At 65.8% G+C, this 18,695-nt stretch carries 9 protein-coding genes; 4 read left to right on the plus strand and 5 right to left on the minus strand.

From position 1 onward, the window contains the following. The first annotated feature begins 106 nt into the window (after positions 1-106). Positions 107-625, plus strand: coding sequence for a putative immunity protein (locus tag D7W79_RS13460; protein WP_120525790.1), 519 nt, complete (start codon positions 107-109; stop codon positions 623-625). A 28-nt stretch (positions 626-653) separates the two neighbouring features. On the opposite strand, the gene D7W79_RS13465 is transcribed toward D7W79_RS13460, so the two are convergent. The 4 genes from D7W79_RS13465 to D7W79_RS13480 form a co-directional block, all read right to left on the minus strand. Next, positions 654-1,859: a methyltransferase gene (locus tag D7W79_RS13465; RefSeq protein WP_120525778.1), complete on the minus strand. Its 1,206-nt coding sequence runs from the start codon at positions 1,857-1,859 to the stop codon at positions 654-656. 186 nt (positions 1,860-2,045) lie between these two features. Then, a complete protein-coding gene (locus D7W79_RS13470; protein ID WP_158616958.1) occupies positions 2,046-6,158 on the minus strand; it encodes a DNRLRE domain-containing protein in 4,113 nt (1,370 codons plus the stop codon). A gap of 280 nt (positions 6,159-6,438) precedes the next feature. Then, positions 6,439-8,346 carry a Hint domain-containing protein gene (locus D7W79_RS13475; RefSeq protein WP_120525780.1) on the minus strand — a complete coding sequence of 636 codons (1,908 nt, stop codon included), beginning with the start codon at positions 8,344-8,346 and terminating at the stop codon, positions 6,439-6,441. 195 nt (positions 8,347-8,541) lie between these two features. After that, a complete protein-coding gene (locus D7W79_RS13480) occupies positions 8,542-9,387 on the minus strand; it encodes a sigma-70 family RNA polymerase sigma factor (protein ID WP_244221755.1) in 846 nt (281 codons plus the stop codon). Positions 9,388-9,556: 169 nt separating this feature from the next. Here D7W79_RS13480 and D7W79_RS13485 point away from each other — a divergent pair, with 169 nt between their 5' ends. The 3 genes from D7W79_RS13485 (at position 9,557) to D7W79_RS13495 (ending at position 17,942) form a co-directional block, all read left to right on the plus strand. Then, entirely contained in the window at positions 9,557-13,513 is a 3,957-nt protein-coding gene (locus D7W79_RS13485; protein ID WP_120525782.1) for a bifunctional serine/threonine-protein kinase/formylglycine-generating enzyme family protein, read from the plus strand. A 102-nt stretch (positions 13,514-13,615) separates the two neighbouring features. Further along, positions 13,616-14,638, plus strand: a complete 1,023-nt coding sequence (locus D7W79_RS13490; protein WP_120525783.1) for an ADYC domain-containing protein — start codon at positions 13,616-13,618, stop codon at positions 14,636-14,638. A gap of 49 nt (positions 14,639-14,687) precedes the next feature. Beyond that, entirely contained in the window at positions 14,688-17,942 is a 3,255-nt protein-coding gene (locus D7W79_RS13495; protein ID WP_120525784.1) for a CHAT domain-containing protein, read from the plus strand. A gap of 138 nt (positions 17,943-18,080) precedes the next feature. Here the strand turns inward: D7W79_RS13495 and D7W79_RS13500 are convergent, their stop codons facing one another. Continuing rightward, positions 18,081-18,680: a hypothetical protein gene (locus tag D7W79_RS13500; protein WP_120525785.1), complete on the minus strand. Its 600-nt coding sequence runs from the start codon at positions 18,678-18,680 to the stop codon at positions 18,081-18,083. Positions 18,681-18,695 lie beyond the last annotated feature (15 nt).

Raw genomic sequence — 18,695 nt, forward strand, 5'->3', positions numbered from 1 at the left:
AGATGTGTATAAGAGCTAGGCTCGCTTCGACGTCCGGGCATCGACGCGGGTCTTTCGCCAGGTCGACCCCATCGCGTTGACGCGGCGGCTGAGCGAGGATTTGTCCATGCCGATCCTGCCGAAGGAGCGAGACCCCAGGTTGATCACGATTCGTCGTGGCGGGAGCCTGACCGACGAGGACCACCACCTGCTCGCGGAGTGGGCCGCCGTCTGCGCGGAGCACGTCCTGCCCCTCTTCGAGAAAGCGTCCCCTGGGGACACGCGTCCCCGTGACGCCATCGCCGTGGGACGGGCGTGGATCCGGGGCGAGGTGCCGATGCGTGACGCCCACCAGACCGCGTTCGTGGCCAACGCCGCGGGGAAGGGGTTGGCGGACCCAGCGAAATTCGCCGCGCTCGCGGCAGGCCAGGCGGTGGCCGTCGCCCATGTCGCCGCGCACTACCTGGGAGCGGCGGCGTACGCCATCCGGGCCGCCGCCGCGTCGGTCGCCGAGGGTGACGCGGAAGAGGCCCGTCTGAAGGAACTCGGATGGCAGCGGAAACGGATCCCCGCCACCCTCCGTGCGCTGGTCCTCGAAGACCAGCGGGCGCGGAACGACATCTGCTGGGGTGTCTTCACCGGGTGAGGCCTCGAGGGGCCGGCCCGGAACGGGCTCAAGCGCCTCGCGACGCGATGAGCGCGAGGTTGCGCGGAGACAGGCGCGGATCGAAGAGCTGGAGGAGCTCGACCTGGAAGCCCAGTTCCTCCAGGAGGAGCGCGCGATCGAGCAGGAGCACGACCTCCAACGCCCTCGCGAAGCGGTCCCTCAGCAGATGGCAGAGCAGGAGGTCGCGCGTCTCGGCGCGAACGGACACCTCGAAGACATCCAGCTCGGCGTCCGTCATGCCGGGTTCAAGGCCCAGGCGCTCCAGGCGGTCGCGCGCGTAGACGGCGAAGGGGCCATCATAGAGCGACCGGGGCGCGTCCCCGGCCCGCACGAAGCCGCGCTCGGGAAAGCGCTGCCTCGTCAGGAGATCGAACGCGAAGCGCCACGCGTACACCCGCTTCATCCGCGCGAACTCCTCCTCGGTCTTGTGATGCCGTCCCCGCGTCGTCAGCGCCAGGGCATGCGGGGTGAAGGGCAGCGGATGCGCGGCCCCGAAGCGGGAGACGGGGTAGTCCCGTGGGGCTTCCAGCTTGTCGTAGCAGCAGCCGATGTTCAGGACGAAGCCCGCCCCCTGGCTCTTGCGGAGCTGCGTGAGGGCGAGCGGCCCGCAGGTGTGCAGACCGATGGAGGCCCGGTCCTGGCCGGAGAAGAGCGGATCAATCCCCGGCTGGAGCCCATCCTCGACGGAGGCCTGGATGAAACTCACGGTGTCCCCGCCCTGTCTCGCCAGCCACCGTCGACCCTTGTCCTGCAACGCGGCGTCCCGGTCGATGCTGTGGAAGGTCCACCCGAACGTCCGCGCACAGAGACGGGCGAGATGTCCCATGCCACCGCCGATATCGACCGCCTGTTGGATGAAGCGCGTCCTGGGCGCGAGCAGGGCAAGCACCCGCTCCAGCTCGTGGGTCTTCTTGGCGCTGAGGCCCTGTGTCTGCGCGACCGTCAGCGCCTGATGGCCCTCGTGCCAGGGCAGCGCTGTCAGCTCTTGGAGCGCGCCCAGGAGCGCCTCCAGGGACGGAGGCGGGACGCCCACGAGCACCCCCTGGTCCAGCTGGCGCTCGCCCGCTTCATCGAGCGACCGGGCATAGGCCAGCCAGTCCTCGGGATAGGCGGCGCCGGACCCGGGCCAGCCCTGGAGGATGGACTGCGACCAGAGCGAGGACCAGGGCCGGAGCTGGTGCGTGAGCGCCTCGAGTCGCGCCTGGAAGTTCATGGCGGCGCATCCTATGCGCGTCGCTCCGCCAGTTTGGTGCTGGCAAGGCCAGGAGCACCTGTCTCACTCCTGGCTCCAGCCCGTGCTGTGACGTACTCATTCAGGCCTGATGGGACGGCCCTTCCGAGGAGAACAACCTACCGGCTCCGCCAACCCCATGCCGCGATTGGCGGAGTGCCACTGTCTTCAGGGCGAGGAGGTGGGCGGAAGCACCTGGACCTGTTGCAGCGTCTGACTGGTGTTGCCCGCGGCATCGGTCGCGGACACCAGGATGACCCCGGCTCCCCAATTGACGAGATCCACCCGGTGGGTGACCACGCCTGTTCCTTCCTCGACCTGGGTTGACTGCGTCCACTGCGTCACGACCTTCGTGGGCGACACGTCCTGGACCGAGGTCGTGACGTCGACCACGGGGCCGGGAAGCACTGCATCCCAGGCGGGCGACAGGACGGACAGCACAGGAGGCGTGCGGTCAATCGTTACGGTGGTGCGCCGCTGGGCGAAGCCTCCTTCGGCGTTCACCGCCGTCAGCTCCAGCTGGTGGGTTCCTTCCTCCAGGTTCAGCGTCGTGTAGACGAAGCCGCCACTGTTGTCGGGAGTCAGCGGAATCGCTTCCTGGCCATCGATGGTGAGGAAGACACGGGTGACACGCGGGCCCCCTTCACCAGACGTGGCCCACCCACACGCCAGCTGCGAAAGCTCGCGCGTGTAACGGGGCATGTTGCACATCGTCAGCTGCGGAGGCGCACCCGGGACCACCTCGATCGAAGTGGAGCACTGGCTGGTGTTGCCCGTCGCATCCACCGCCGTGTAGGTCACCTCCGTGATGCCATTGGGGTAGAGGCCCGCTGGTGGGCCACTCACGGTGGCGTTCGAGCATCCGTCCTGGGCCGTTGCCGCCGCTGGGGTCACCCATGCGCCTTCAGGCCCGCTGCTGTTCATGACCAGGGGGGCCGGGCAGATGACCGCGGGCGGCGTCACGTCACGCACGGTCACGGTGGAGACGCAGGATGCGGTCAGCCCCGTCGAGTCCGCGCAGCTCAGGACGACCGGGTGCGCGCCCTGCGAGTAGACGCCGTCGGGCGCCTGCGAGCAGGTGACGCCACCCTCGGAGTCGGGATCGTAGGAGCCGGCGTTCACCGAGGCACTTCCGGTGCAGGTCGTGGCATCCGCCAGCACCGTGACGTTCTGGCATTGCGCGATGGGCGGATGGTTGATGATGCGCTCCACGGAGGTCTCCGCTTGCGCGGAGTTTCCGTCCGTGTCGGTCACCTGGACCCGCACCGTCTGGAGCCCCACGGGCGCCTGCGACGGAGCGGTGAACAGCACGGACTGTCCCGGGGACTCGAAGACGCCATCCCCATCCAGGTCCCATGCATAGGTGAGGGGCTGCCCCTCTGGATCCGCGCCCGTGGCCTTGAGGGTGATGCTCTGCCCCAGGACGACGCGGTAGGGCCCTTCGTCGACAAATGCGGCCGGCTTGCCCTGCACGGAGGAGAAGCTTCGATACGAATAGGGAGCCGTCGTGTGGGCCAGTGGTATCTCCTGGCTGAGCAGCAGGGCGCCCCGGGTGTCCACCAGCTTCACCTCCCTTACCAGGTAGGGACCGTCCTTGCCCGCGGCGAAGATCTCCTCCGCACGGAAGCGAAGCTCGACGTCGTTCACCCCTTGTACGGCGGGCACGGAAGCAAAGGCCGTCGTGATGGTGCTGCCATCCAGGGCTGCCAGCTCACCAAAGACGCCCAGCGCTTCACCGGCGTAGTCGGAGCGCACCTGCAGGTGAACGGCCAATGCACTGTTGAGACCCGGGAGGCCTTCCCTGGGGATGGCGCGATCCGAGTGGCCCGTACCCAACCGGAGGGCCGTCGAGTTGATCTGGACGTCCTCCTGGCCACCGCGCTCGAAGGAGACGCCATCCATGCGCTGGCCCGTGACGCTCCAGACCAGGTTGACGAAGCCTGACGGCCCCGCGATGACCGGGTCCGCCACATACTCGGTGCCGCTGAGCCGCTCCAGGGCGACCTCCTGAACGGAGCCGTCCCCGTGGCGGATTCGCAGCTGGACCTCCGCGGCCTGGACCGGCTCGGAGAACAACATGCGCAGGTGGGCCGGCTGTCCCGGTTCGAACGAGGGACGCTCCCGCACGAGCCGGGCTCCGAGCGGGCTGTCGAACACCGCCTGGGTCGAATAGGAGATCGCTTCCGTGTCGGAGGCCGTCCCGGCCTTGAGCACCAGCTGCCAGGTGCCCCGGCTCGCTGCCGGGAAATAGTAGGTGGCGCCAAGGGCCGCTTCTGAATACAGGGCCATGCCCGGGGGAGGCTCGGTGGCGTCCTCCGCCTCGGGATCCGACGGGTCGACCGCGGCCGCATCCAGCGACTCCGGGTCAATGACCTGGCCGGAGGGATCAATCACATAGAAACGCGCGGTCCCCCTGTCCCAGGAGGCGGTGAAACTCGTGGGGCCTCCTTCGACGAGGACCGAACGGACCTTCTGGGAGCCGGGTGAGACCCCGCCCGTGTCCAGCCTCGACAGCTGATTCAGCGCAGGGGATGCGGGATCATCATCCGTCGCTGAAAAGAGCGGGGAAGCAGCCGAAGGCTGGGACGCCGACAAGAACGCTCCGGGAGGGGGGCCGTTGAAGAGACGGGTGCCACAAGTGTTGGAGGTCCGATCGATGAGCAGGCGCGCTCCGCACCGGGCGAAACCCTCTTGAGACGGGCCGTTCTCCCACATGTGATAATCGCGATAGCCCACGAATCCCTTCGAATGGGTTTCGCGCGTGATGAAGCGGTCGATGTTGCGGCCGGCCATTCCCAGTGCGCTGCGCGTCTGGATGAAGCCATCATCCTTCCCCGCGATCAAAGCTCCCAGCCACCAGCCATTGCCGTTGCGGAACTCGTGATCCGGAAGGGGGAGGTTCACGCAGATCTTCCACCAGAGAATCTTCATGCATTTCCGCTGCCACCTCCACGTGGGCGCATCTCCCCCGGTCAGGTGGTAGTCCACGCCGGCGCGCTGCCTCATGATGAGGTTGAACGTTCGCATTCCCGCCGGAGTCATGTCGCAAAGGGCTCCTCCGAAGATCCGATTAAAGGTCTCAACGAGGCAGGATGGATAGGAGAACCCGGGAGCACCCAGGTGGGGGGAGCCGAAGGCGAAGAGCTGGGAGACATCGCCGGCGTAGAGGGGGCCTTCGACGTAGGCTCGAGACACCAGCCCCCCCATGCTTTGCCCATAGAGGATGGTCTTGGCCCGGCCCGTCTCGTAACGAACCTCCCGAGTCCAATCGCGCACGTGATAGGAATTGAGGAACAAGGGCGGCGTGGTGAAGCGGCCGCCGGTCAATTGCCCGGAGTCATGGACGTAGTAGCCGGCCTCACGAAGTCTGGCGGGAACGTCCCCGAAATCCGACGAGACATCGGAGTTCCAGCCATGGACGAAGACGACCGGGTCCCTGTCCCATCCCACGATGTCCGAGGCCCATGCGAGCTGACCTGGCCGTGAGATGGAGACCGTATAGTGCTCGTTCTGGAACGCGAATGAACCAAAGGTCCATCCCCCGCGGAGGCTGGCTCGCAACGTATACGTTCCCAGCGGGAGGTTGGTGAGGGTGTAGGTTCCATCCGGCGCGGTCGTCGCGTAATGACCGCCGCCCGCGTCGACAAGAACCCCCTGCAGGCCGCAGGCCGTGTCGCAGCTTCCACGGATGACGCGGCCGGAGATGCGCCCCAGGGGGACGGCTTGCGTGTACTCGAGCAGCAGCTTGGGGCGGACCGCGATGGTGGGATGGTCGCTGGTGGCGAACTGGATGGCGCGGTGGCTGTCTTCCGACTGGAGACGAAGCATCCATCCCCGCATCAGGGAGGGGGTCGACAGCTTCGTGGCGACATGCGCTGTGACATCGACCTGGTAGGTCTGGTCGTAGGAGTTGCTTGAGGGGAGCGCGATCGCGCGGGACTCATCCACGCTGGGTTGGTTGTTCCAGGTGGCGGTGGTCTCCTCCCAACTGGAGGTGATGGGGATGAGCCGCCAGGTATTGGTGCCTCCTTCCTGGGAGTGCCCCCTGGGGCTGCTTCCCGTGGTCTCCGCAGAGAGCACGAGCGTGGCCTTGATGAGGGTGCCTCCGTCCGGCAGGGGCGGGATATCGAAATCAATCAGGCCTCGAAGCGCCCCTGGCACTCCGGACCAGGTCCAGGCCATCGCGGGCAGGAGCCGGTGATGGGGGTTGCCTGTGTTGACGAGGTCCGGCCGGGAGCCGATGTATGTGTCTTTTCCCTCCGGTCCGGGCTGGAGCGTCAAGGTCGGATACGAAACCTCCTGCGCAACCGTGGTGATGGCTGGATTCGTGCTCGCGGCGGGGTCTTCGCACCCCTGCAGGAACAAGAGTGTCAACGCGAGCGCAAGGCCCGCGAACGTGGTGTGCCAGTAGAATCTTGCTGAGTCAGACATCTTGCGTTCCTTGAAGGCTTTGCATGCACATGGTGGGGACCCGCCAGGGGCATGAACTGGAAAAGCCGGGAGGGTGATCAGGCCTGGGCCTGACCACCCTCCCGTTCCCGCGACGAAGCAGCCCCCCTGGCTACTTCACCTGGGCATTCTTGAAGTCCCGGTGCCAGGCCTTGGGCAGGCGGGCCAGAACGTCCGCCGGCTTCTGCTCGGGGCGCTCCAGCGCCTCCTGCATGGACATGTCACCCACCAGGATGCCGCCGGCGTACAGGGTCCGGCCCAGCTCCCCCGCGCCGGCCAGCTCCTCGTCGGTCCCGAGCCGCAGGTTGAACACCTGCTTCCCGTTCACCGGCAGGCGCGTCACCTCCGTGAGCGTGGCGGTCCCCTTGTCCGTGCGCACCTGGTCCTTCGCCTTCAGGTTCTTGGCGGCCACCACCTCACCCCGGGCGTTGATGACGGGGTGCATTTCGGTGAGCGTCAGCTCGTGGCCCTTGCTGTCGCGCAGGTGCACGAAGGGCTTGAGCTCGTTGCCGTGGGCCACGTCCGTCACCGTCAGCAGCTTGTTGCCCACGCCGTTGCGGACCTTGTCCCCCACCTTCACCTGCTCCACGGGAACCGTCGTGCCGTCCTCCCGCTGCACCAGCGTGCCCTCCGCCATGCAGCTGTTGCGGTAGAAGATCTTCTTCGTCCTCAGGCTGGAGCCGTCAATCGTCTGCGTCTTGGTGAACGCCTCGAGGGAGAAGGTGCCATCCGCCTTGGTGCACTTCGCCTTGCCGATGATGGTGATGGAGAAGGACGCGGCCCGGTTGAGGATGACGTCCGAGTTGCAGGCCCCGTCCCCGTTGAGGTCGTAGGAGAGATCCGCCAGGTAGTTGAAGGTGGAGCTGTAGCTGCCCACCGGCAGCTGACTCACGAAGTCCACGGAGTTGCCGCACGTGGCCCCGTTCTCGGTGTGCATCTTGATCTTGGCGTAGGTGTAATTGTCCACCTTGCACTGCAGGTAGTTGCGGACGCCCGCGGTGATGTCCATCCGGATGGGCACGTAGAGCCGCTGCGGGTCATAGGGCCGGGAGAACGTCCAGAAGTCGCTCGGGTTCAGCACCCCGGGGTTGGCCTCGCTGGAGGCCGCGATCCCCGTCGGGTTGGACGGATAGGCCGTCAGCTGTCCCAACCAGTTGTAGCCAGCCACGGCGTAGTCACAGTCCGCGCCGCCGCGGAGCTGGCACATCAGGATCTCCGCCTGGCTGTTCGGGACGATCTCCCGCGGGTGGAGCATCGTGAAGCTCCCCGCCTGCTGCATCGCGATGGAGGTGCGCGCCACCGTGTAGGAGGAGACGTCCTGGCCCGTCACGTCGTCCACGGCGAGCGCCATCGACTCCAGGCGCAGCAGGTGGTCCTCCGTCACGTTCACGTCGGCGGTGGTGGCCACGTCGATGAAGTCCGTGCCACCGCCGTACTCCTCACCCGAGTTGGAGGACACCAGCCGGCTGGTGGTCTCCGCCCGGTTGACGTCGTAGGCGACGATGTCCGCGTAGACGAAGTTGGCGCCGCCCTGGCAGCTCACGCGCACGTAGGGCTTGTAGGTCATCGTGGCGCCGCCGTTCGACGCGGTCGGCGGGTTCGTGAGCAGGTAGTGGTCACACCAGATGCCGCCCTGGGGCTGGACGCCCTGCGCCGGCTGCTGCGCACCCAGCTGCTTGCGGGCGATGGCCCGGGCCCGCAGCCGCGTCAGCGTGGAGAAGAGCTCGGGTGCGTTCTTCTCGTCCTTGCCCGACGCCTGGAGCCGGCGCGCGACGAAGCGGTACTGCGCGTCGTCCGATAGGTCCAGGTTGATGCTCACGCGGTCGGGATTGCCCGCGAGCGTCGTGTCATAGAGGGCGTTCATCTGACGGGACTGCTCGGTCAGCTCCTCGCGGGACATGTTGTCGGCGGGCGGCTGCAGCGGACGGCTCCAGCCCGCGGAGAGCAGCGCGAGACACGAGAGCGGAACCGCGCGGAGGAAACGGGGCTTCCACTGCGTCATCAACCTGGGGATACGCATGCGGCTTTCCTTTTCAGGGCAAGCCCGTTCGCGGCGCGGTCGTGGCGCGCGAGCGGGCCTTCCGGTCATGGGGGGAGTGGGATCCGTCGCCACCCTGGCGCTCGGTCCACCCACCGGAAAGGAGCCGGGAGCGCCGCGAATTATGCAAAAGCGATTTTTCCGGCCATTACCGCTGGCCGGTCCCGCCTGGCCTGTTCAGCCGCGCGGCGGGCCGCCCCCATCCCCGAACAACTGGCTGATGCTCACGTCGAGCTGGCTGCCCAGGACCGCCAGGAAGCTCTCGAAGCCCTGGGTGGACAGCCCCAGCCGCTCCCGCAGAAGCCGCCGGGTCTCGCTGTAGACGGTCTGCCGCGCGCTCTTCAGCCAACGCGAGACGGTGGACTGGTTCACCCGCAGCAGCGCGCCCAGTTCGGTGGTGGAGAGCCGGTCGAAGCAGTAGAGCCGGAGCAGGTGCCGCTCGTCGGGCGATAGCGTGGAGAAGGCCTCGCGCACCGCTCGCTGGAACTCGGCCTGGTGGCTCTGCCTGATCAGCTCCAGCTCCGCGTTGGAGCCCGGGGCGGGGAGCGCATCCAGGACGGCGCCGACGTCCTCCTCGGGGGCGGGCTTGTCGGCGGCGCTCAGCTTGATGCTGACGCGGATGGCCGTCACCCGCACCCAGCTCAGCAGCGCGCCTCGGCCCGTGTAGTCTTTGATTCGAGGCTCTTCCTCAGGCATTCGGACCAGCAGCTTCACGCGCGTCACCTGACAGACATCGTCCATCAGCGCGGGGGGATGTTTGAGGTACGCGAGCAACCCGGGCAGCTTCGACAGGTAATGCTGCTCGAAGGCCTCGGTGGCCCCCGCGACGCCATGCACACACGCGCATGCGAGGTAGAGCTCCTCCAGCGCGAGCTGGCCGAGCAGCGGTGAGAGCGGGCTCTCTGGACTGGCTTCGGGAAGCCGCTCGGCCAGGTGCCGCATGAACAGCTCAGGCGGGAGCGCGTCCCCGGACCACCGGGTGTGCGCGGATGCCAGCGTCTCCTGGAGCAGGCGTTCCAGCACGGCGACATCCTCGGGTGGCGGAGCGCGTACCCTGGCATGTGCAAGGAGCGTCCCCACCAGTTCTGGAGCCTGCCTCATCGTCAGTCCTTCTCACGTCCCGTCACCCATCGGGTGCAATGGGGGATTGAGAACCCAAGACGTCTTCTGAGAGACTCTCGCATCAAAGGCCATGGCCCTGTCAAAGCGAGTCTCCGTGGGCCCCGGAACGCCCGACTGCCTGTCAGACCAGCTCCTGGCCGATCTGATTGACGGTCGATTGCCACCCGAGGACCTGGCACTCGCCCACCGTCACGCCGTCGGCTGCGCCAGTTGCCGCGTCCTGCTCGCCACGGTGGCCCGCGGCGGGCTGGTATTGCCATCACTGCCTCCTTCGGAGGCTGGAACCCCGACGGCGGACGTGGCCGAGTCTGGGGTTTCGTGGACACCGCCCGCCGCGTTCGACGAGTTCCAGCTGGGGCCCCTGCTGGGCCGGGGCGGAATGGGCGTCGTCTACCTGGCCCAGGACGTCTCCCTGGGGCGCCCGGTCGCGGTGAAGTTCATCGCGGGCACCCGGCCTGGCTCCGAAGCCCGCGCGCGCTTCGAGACGGAGGCACGCGCCATTGCCCGCCTGCAGCACCCCAACGTCGTCACCGTCTTTCGCATCGGGACCGTGGAGGGGCACCCCTACATCGTCTCGGAGTACATCTCGGGGACCAGCCTCGCGAAGCTGCCCCGGCCCCTGCCGTGGCTGCGCGTGCTCCACCTGGGCCTGGGGCTCGCCCGGGGGCTCGCGGCCGCCCACCAGCAGGGGGTGCTCCACCGGGACCTCAAGCCGTCAAACGCGCTCGTCACCGACGACGGCGTGGTGAAGTTGCTGGACTTCGGGCTGGCGGAGCACTTCGACCCGGCCGCCGCCATGGACGCCTCCTCGAGCCGCGCCCTGGCGGGGACGCCGCGCTACATGGCGCCCGAGCTCTTCCGTGGCACGTCCGCTTCGCCGCGGAGTGATTTGTTCTCCCTGGGCCGCACGCTCCAGGAGCTTTGCTCGGGCGGGGGGGCGTCCGGTCCGCCCCACGCGACGGGAACCGAGCCCGACCCGGAGTTCGAAGCGCTCATCCAGCGCTGTCTGGCCTCTGACCCCGCCGAGCGGCCCGCATCGGCGGAGCAACTCTGCGCGTCGTTGGAGCGGCTGGTCCAGCTCTACACGGCCACGGCCCTGGCCGAAGGCAATCCCTACCGTGGCTTGGCCCCCTTCGAGGCTGAGCACCAGGGGCTCTTCTTCGGTCGTGACGCCGACATCCGGGCCGTCATTGAACGCTTGCGCCGTCAGCCGCTGGTCCTCGTCGCGGGCGACTCGGGGGTGGGGAAGTCCTCGCTGTGTCTTGCCGGGGTGCTTCCCAGGATGAGCGCCGGCGCCCTGGCCGAGGGCCGTGAGCTGACCTCCGTGACGCTCTGGCCAGGCGCCAGGCCGCTCCAGGCACTCGCCACCGCGCTCGCCCCCAGGCTGGGCCTGAGGGAGGCGGACGTCAGCGATGCACTCCTGTCCCGGCGCGACTGGCTGGGGGCGACGCTGCGCGAGGCGTACCCGGCCTCCCCCGGCCTGCTCCTCTTCGTTGATCAGCTCGAGGAGTTGCTCACCCAGGCCGAACCCGCGCAGGCAGCGCGCTTCGCCCAGCTCCTGGGCGAGTTGGCCCTGCCGTCCCCCGGGGTCCGCGTGCTCCTGGCGGTGCGCGGTGACTTCCTGACCGGAGTGTCCGCGCTCCCCGGCTTGGGTGGCGAAGCCGAACGCGCCCTCTACATTCTCCGTCCGATGACGCCCACGGGCGTGCGCGACGCCATCGTCGGGCCGGCCCGAAGTCATGGCGTGGGCTTCGAGTCCGAGGGCTTCATCCAGTCGCTGGTGGACTCCGCGACCCATGGCGAAGGCAGCCTCCCGCTCCTCCAGTTCGCGCTCGCCGAACTGTGGGAACGACGCGATCCGGCCCAGCGCCACATCACCCATCGCGCCCTGGAGGCCATGGGAGGCGTCGCCGGAGCCTTGTCGCGGCATGCGGACGGGGTGCTGGACCGACTGGATCCGGACGCGAGGCAGGCCGCTCGGCGGCTCCTGCTCCAATTGGTGACGGTGGAGGGGACGCGCCGCGAGCTGGACGAGGCGGTGCTGCTGCCGGAGCAGGACGCCTCCTCCCGCACGGCCCTTCGGGCCCTCACCGAGGGCCGGCTCCTCCATGCTCGCACCGTGGGAGGTCAGGCCCGCTACGTCATCAACCACGACTCGCTCATCGACCGTTGGGACACGCTGCGCAACTGGCGTGACGACGACATCGGCCACCGCGCGGTGCGCCACCGCGTTGAAGCAGCCAGCGCCGAATGGGAGCGCTTGTCCCACGCGCGCGAGGCGCTCTGGCGGCAGCGACAGGTCGACGAAGCGCGCCCGCTGGACCCCTCGATGCTGGGAACTCGCGAACGGGCCTTCCTCGTTGCGTCTGAACGGGCCCTGCGGCGTCAGCGTTGGGGGCGCTACCTCGCCGTGCTGCTCGTAGTGCTCGCCCTGGCGGCAGTCTATGGAGGCCTGCGCCTCCAGACCTACCTCGAGGACCAACGCTTCATCGCGGACCAGGTGTCAGCGGCTCGGGAGTCCTTCACCACCGGACGTACGCTCGGGGCACAGGCCCGAGCACTCCGTGAGGATGCGCTCGCGCTGTTCGACGGCCGCGTCACGGCGGCGCCCGGGAGTTCCGCTTCGCCCCACGACCCCTGGAGCCTTCCCGAGGCGAAGTGGGCCCAGGCACTCGACCTGCGGGACCAGGCCGACCAGGCCCACGCCCACACCGTCGAGTCGCTGGAGAGGGCGCTGGAGCGTGAACGGGACCAGCGCGAGGCCCATCCGCTCCTCGCCGAGGTCCTCTACGAGCGGATGCTGCTCGCCGAAGCCTTCCAGCAGCAGGAGTCCGCGGCCGAGCTGCGAAGGCGCCTGGAACGGCTGGTCGACGGGAAGGCGTCAGGGGCCTGGCGAGCTCGGCTCTCCGCTCCCGCCGAGCTCGCGGTGGTGACGGAGCCTCCCGGGGCGAGCGTGGACCTGGGACGCTACGTGTCGGATGGCCATGGTCAACAGCGGCTCGACGCCCTTCCTGCGCTGGGCAGGACCCCCATTTCGCGCGTGTTGCTTCCGGCGGGCTCCTACCTGCTCCACCTCACCCGGCCCGGCCACGCACCGCTCTCCGTGCCCCTGCTCCTTGCTCGCGGAGGGCGTGAGCGGGTCCAGCTCACGCTGCCGGTCACGCTCCCCTCGGGCTACGTCTATGTGCCCCCCGGGTGCTTCCTGCTGGGCAGCGGCGACCCGGAGCCGATGCGCGGCTTCCTGCGGGCCTCCCCCCTCCACCGCGTCTGTCTGGGCACGGGTTATCTCATTGGACGGACGGAGGTGACGTTCGGCGATTGGTTGCTCTATCTCAACGACCTTCCCCAGTCCGCCGCGGCAAGACACGTGCTTGAGGAGCCTCGATTCACGGTCCCCAAGGCCATCACACTGCGACATCAGGCCGGCAGGGGCTGGGTGTTCTCCTTTCATGTATCGGGCGACGAAGTCCTGTCCGTGGGGGAGAAGGAGTCGTTCCGCTATCCGGGCCGTTCCCAGCGGCGCGCCGCGGACTGGCGCCGGTTGCCCCTGTCAGGGGTATCCACGGAGGACCTCGCAGGCTACTTCTACTGGTTGGATCGCACCGGACGACTGCCAGGAGCGCGCCTGTGCAGCGAGCATGAGTGGGAGTACGCCGCCCGGGGCGCTGACGGCCGTGCGTTCCCCCAGGGCGACCGGCTGAAGGCCAGCGATGCGAACATCGACACCACCTACGCCCGTGAGCCCTCGGCATTCGGACCCGACATGGTGGGCTCCTATCCTGGCTCGGTGAGTCCCTTCGGGTTGCAGGACATGGCGGGCAATGCCTTCGAGCTCACGCGGGCCGTGACCGCGGATCTGGGGCGCATCGTCCTGAAAGGTGGAGGTTGGTACTACGACGCCATTGGCGCGCACGGGGCCAACCGTCAGGCCGGAGACCCCACACTGCGAGACGTCACGCTGGGCGTGCGGGTCTGCGCCTCGTTCTCTCCCCAGGAGCCAAGGAGCCAGGCGGTCCCGGAGGAATGACCCGCTGTGGGCTTTTGCATAGCCCGCTGCCCTGGAGGCTCCTTCCTGCAGAAGGCAATGGGGCTTGAGCCCCATCGCTCCCGCTTCGAAGGGGTTCCACGGATGAAGTCACTGCTCGCCACCCTGTGCTGCCTGTTGTTCTCCACCCCGGTCCTGGCCGCCTCTCCCGCGGACCCCTATGCCAGCCGGTGTCAGGGCTCGACGCCGGAGCGAGGCAAGTGGCCCCAGGGCACGGCTTTGTGGGGCACGAAGCAGGCATGGAACCCCAAGCGGAAGTCTGACGAGCGGAACAGTGTGCTCGTCTCCATCAACAGCGCGCCCCTGCGCTTCGCGACCGGCGTGGAGTCCGTGCGGCCGGAAGGAGGGCGCCTGGTGGCTGTGCCCAGCGCCTCCGCCAGCCTGGTGGGTGCGGTGCTCCAGGGGACGGGGAGTAACGGCAAGCCCGTGGACGTCGCCATCTGTGGTGCCGAACCGGCCCATGATGATCCGGAGCTCATCTGGTACCGCATCCAGGCGTGGAATCCGGAGACGAAGGAGTGGGAGAACCCCTGTCTGGACGACGAACTCGTCCAGGACCCACGGGCCCTGGCGGTGCAGGGCGTCTGGGACGCCAGCGGAGCGCGCAAGGACACGCCCGGAAAGCTGACGCTGGCCTGTGAGAACGGCGCCATCACCAAGTGCATCCGCTGGGGGTACAAGCCCTGGGCCCAGCGGGATGGAAAGTCATTGACCGACCTGCATCAGGCCTGCACGCGAATGGCCCGCGCGGACTACTGCGGCAACGGCCGGAGCCACACGCGCGAGCACACGATCATCGACATGTACGACGAGCTCGGAGTGTCTTCGCGGACGACCGAGGCCTCGGCGACGTGGGACCCGGCCAAAGCCTCCTTTGAAGCGGCCTGGGCCCCTGACGGCGCGACATGCCTGGCACGCACGAGGGACGGCCGGGAACTGACGTCCATCCTCCGTGAATGCCCTGACCGATTCCGCACTACTGGCGCTGTGGAGCTGGGGGAGGGCGATCGCTGCAACGCGCAACGCAAGGGCAGCAACTCCCGGTCCGTATTCCTGCGCAATCGCTCTTACGCTTCCGAGCAGTCTCCTTTGGAGCAAGCTCAATAGTGCTATTCACAAGTGACTCATCACGCCAGAACAGCCCCACGGAATCGCCATGCGCAAGTTGATCATGCTGTCAGCGATTGCTGTTTTTTGTTGCGCGAGTAGCTCGGCGGCGGAACCCGCAGCACAAGGGGTGCAACTGGCGCATGCGCAGAAATTGCTTGATGAAGCCGTCCGCCTTCGAGAATTGGAAAGCTACGCATCCGGAATTTCAAAAGCCCAAAGCGCGCTGAAAATTCGGGAAATGGCACTGGGTAGTAACCATCTTCAAGTAGCGGACTGCCTGCAGTTGCTGGGCAGCCTCTTCTTGGAACAGCAAAACCTGGCCGGAGCCGAACCCCTTCTAGAGCGAGCGCTCGCCATCCGAGAGGCGAATCTCGACAAGCATCATCCCGATATCGCTACGTCACTAAACGCTCTTGCTGACCTGTACACTGCCAAGAATCAATTCTCCAGGGCCACTCAGTTGTACGAGCGAGCACTCGCAATCAGAGAGACGGTTCTGGGAAAAAACCACCCTGACGTCGCATCGTCACTCGACAGCATCGCAAGCCTCTATTTGGAGCAGGGACAATTCGCCGAAGCAGAGCCAATGTACAAGCGTGCGCTCGATATTAGAGAGGCGGCACTTGGGGGGAATCATCCCGACGTGGCCTCCTCGCTCAACAATCTCGCACGCCTTTATTACTACCAAGACGCACACAGCAGGGCGGAGCCCCTGTACGAACGAGCGCTTTCAATCCGGCAGTCCGTTTTGGGTGAGAATCATCCCAAGGTGGCTGTTTCCCTCAATGCGCTCGCCTTGATATATGCCGAGCATGGTTTGTATGACAAGGCTGAGATTCTGTATGAACGCTCGCTTTCCATCCTGAAGTCCAGTTCAGGAAAGAGTCACCCGCGATTCCCCGGCATTCTCAGCAATCTAGCCCGTGTATACATGAGGCAAGGGCATTTTTCCAGGGCGGAGCGACTTTATAAAGAAGCGCTTCTCATGCAGGAGGCATCTCTTGGAAAAGCCCATCCCAGAGTAGCTCAGGCTCTCAATAATCTCGCGGCCTGTTATTCGGACCAGGGCATGTACGGGCAGGCGCAGGTTATTCATCAACGTGCGCTTGCCATTTTGGAATCGGCTCTGGGTGAACATCATCCCAGCGTAGCCCTGGTGCTTGGCAATCTGGCGCTGGATTATGCCGGTCGAGGTCTGTTTAAAAAGGCCGAGCCATTGTATGTGCGGGCGATTTCAATCGAAGAATCTGTTTTCGGAAAGAACCATTATAGAGTGGCGGTGGACCTTCGGAATCTTGCTCTGCTTTATGCCAGCCAGGGCCAACTGGCTCGCGCCAGGTCCATTCTGCAGCGCTCGCTCGGCATCGTGGAGGCTGCTTTGGGCGAGCAACATCCTGAGATGGCAATATCCTTCAAGGCCCTTGCGCGGTTTGAACTTTCTTCGAATCACCCAGACGCGGCAATTCCCATTCTTGAGAAGATGACTGCGATTTCCGAGAGGCGTTTACGAAGCGAGGCGCTTGCTCTCTCTGAGTCCCGGCTGACCAGTCTGGTTCAACTGTTTCAGAGTGAAAGTCAGTATGTTTATCATTTTCTTGGAGTCTATCCGGGTGATAGTCGCCTCTTGCGTCTCGCGCTCGCCAATGCCCTGTTGACCAAGGGGCGCTCTGTGGAAGAGGTGGCAAGCATATCTCGGATTGTCTACCGAAGCCTTGACCCAAAGGACCACGACGCCTTTGAGCGACTTCGCGGCTTGCGCACTCAGTTGTCCCAGCTTTCGCTGGCTGGCCCGCGTTCGTTCTCTCCCTCTGATTATCACCAGCGTCTCAAGGAACTCGCTGAGCAAGGCGATGCGCTAGAAGCCGATCTCGCCAGGAGATCGGCCCCCCTGCGGGCAATGGCAGCGCTACCACCGCCTGAAGAGATTGTAGAGCGTGTTGCAGCTGCTTTGCCGTCCGACGGTGCTCTGGTTGAGTTCGTCGTCTATGCTCCGCCCCTGATAGCTCCACCCCAACAGCAGGTTCCCCCTAAATACCGCTACCTGGCCCTGATCCTTCAGCCCGGTGGGCAAATCCATAGCGTCGACCTTGGCTCCATGGATTCCATTGATCGTGCCGCCTTTGACCTGCGTGAATCCTTATACCGACGGGACGAATCCTATCAGCGACATGCTCAGCGTATGTACTCGCTGGTTTTTCAGCCACTTCTGCCATTTTTAGGCAATGCCCGCAGGGTCTTCCTGGCGCCAGACGGCCAACTCGGGCTCATTCCTTTTGACGCACTTCACGATGGCAGCCGTTTCCTCATTGATGCTTTTGACTTCACATATCTCACTTCGGGTAAGGAGTTGTTGCCTCGCGGACGGGATCTTCCTTTGGGGCGATCTGTTGTTGTCGTTGCTGATCCTGCAGTCGGCGTGTCGCAGCCAACACCCCTTGCGCTACCAGTAGATGTCATGTCTGGAGGCCAACGCGCACCAGCGCTTGAGCACTTCTTTTCATCGGTGCGCACCAGCTCTATGCAACGCATCTGGGCTCCGCTGCCTGGCGCCCGTCGAGAGGCTGAATTCATTCATAAACTGTTTCCTCAAGCCCAGGTTTTCTTGGGGCCAGAAGCGACCAAGCAGAAACTTCTTCAAGTCGCTGCTCCGGGCGTTCTTCATGTCGCGACCCATGGGTTTTTCTTGGAAGATGCAGTCACGCCCAGCGACTCGCGCTCACTCGGCCACGTCGGAACCATTGGAGGTGAGGGTCCCGACCAAGGGCCTTCGGACCCTCTGCTCCGATCCGGGCTTGTTCTGACGGGAGCGCGCGCACCGCCAGCCCCCAATGCAACACCCGCAGATCGCTCTCAGGTTGAAAGCTTCTTGGTCACTGCCTTGGAATTGGCGGGCCTTGACCTGTGGGGCACGCAGCTGGTGGTCTTGTCTGCCTGCGATACGGGACGTGGCGACGTGAAGCTGGGCCAAGGGATCTACGGTCTACGCCGTGCCCTCATTACCGCTGGCGCAGAGACAGTTGTGATGAGCCTCTGGAAGGTCAATGACGACAGCACCAGCTTTTTAATGGAGGACTATTACCGCCACCTTCTGGCTGGCGAGGGCAAGACAGAGGCCTTGCGCAACGCCGTGCGTTCACTTCGGAAGACGCGGCCTCACCCGTACTATTGGGCTCCCTTCATCGCGTCGGGCCAGGATACGCCTCTGCAACTGCTTCCTTCAGGCCCGCAGTTCCCCCAATTGCCGTTCTCTCTTCCGTACTACGCGATTCCCAAGACCCAGGACGGAGGATTGCTCCAATGAGCAACAGGGTGCGATGCCTGGCCTGAGCACTGGGCTGCTGGATCATGGCCTGCCAACCTGGCGCTCCTGAGCCTTCGCAAGAGCCCGTCCCCGTCGTGAGTACGGCGGGACTTGGAGGATGGGCCGCAGGAGGGTCCCTCAACCGCCACGGAGGAGTTGCCGCAGCTTCTGGAGGACGGTGTCCAGAACGTCCTCTGAATCCACCAGGAACAGCTGCGCCTCCGCTGGATCCTCGGGCTCGAACCTGAACCTGCAGCCCTCGACCGCTGGCATCCCAATCGAGTGATAGAAGCGCATCACGGACCGCACGCTTGGGGCTGTAAATACAGACAGGCGGTTGCTCTTGCAGTATTCAAAGATGTGCAAGACCAGCAATGGGAAGGCGTCGCTGCCCCTGATGTCGGATCGCAGGACGGCCCGGCTCGCTTCGAACAGATTGGGAATGTCAAGGAAGCCCAGGTCCCGCTCCGGTTGGTAGCCATGGACCTCGAATCGGCCCTGAAACCTTCCGCAGATGCGGCCTCCCCCCACCAATACGTCCTGCCTGAAGACTCCGAAGCAGGTTGCGACGTCATCCCGGTCATCCAGCAGCTTGCGGTCGGAGATCCGGATTCCGGAGGGATTGGCTGGATTGAAGTTCCAACCGGCTTCTTCGATGTAGACCTCGAAAAGCAGCCTCCGGTAGGCGTCGAACTCTCCTCCGCGGGTAAGGGGGCGTACTTCAAAGGAGTCTGTCATGACGCCGCCCTCACG

Origin of the sequence: Corallococcus exercitus (genome assembly GCF_003611585.1) — a bacterium.
GTDB classification, from domain to species: domain Bacteria; phylum Myxococcota; class Myxococcia; order Myxococcales; family Myxococcaceae; genus Corallococcus; species Corallococcus exercitus.

What these genes read in the sequence shown, in the direction of transcription:
- D7W79_RS13475 (WP_120525780.1), bottom strand. Translation starts at nt 8,346, where the DNA reads ATGCGTATCCCCAGGTTGATGACGCAGTGGAAGCCCCGTTTCCTCCGC.
- D7W79_RS13485 (WP_120525782.1), top strand. Translation starts at nt 9,557, where the DNA reads ATGGCCCTGTCAAAGCGAGTCTCCGTGGGCCCCGGAACGCCCGACTGC.
- D7W79_RS13490 (WP_120525783.1), top strand. Translation starts at nt 13,616, where the DNA reads ATGAAGTCACTGCTCGCCACCCTGTGCTGCCTGTTGTTCTCCACCCCG.
- D7W79_RS13460 (WP_120525790.1), top strand. Translation starts at nt 107, where the DNA reads ATGCCGATCCTGCCGAAGGAGCGAGACCCCAGGTTGATCACGATTCGT.
- D7W79_RS13465 (WP_120525778.1), bottom strand. Translation starts at nt 1,859, where the DNA reads ATGAACTTCCAGGCGCGACTCGAGGCGCTCACGCACCAGCTCCGGCCC.
- D7W79_RS13495 (WP_120525784.1), top strand. Translation starts at nt 14,688, where the DNA reads ATGCGCAAGTTGATCATGCTGTCAGCGATTGCTGTTTTTTGTTGCGCG.
- D7W79_RS13500 (WP_120525785.1), bottom strand. Translation starts at nt 18,680, where the DNA reads ATGACAGACTCCTTTGAAGTACGCCCCCTTACCCGCGGAGGAGAGTTC.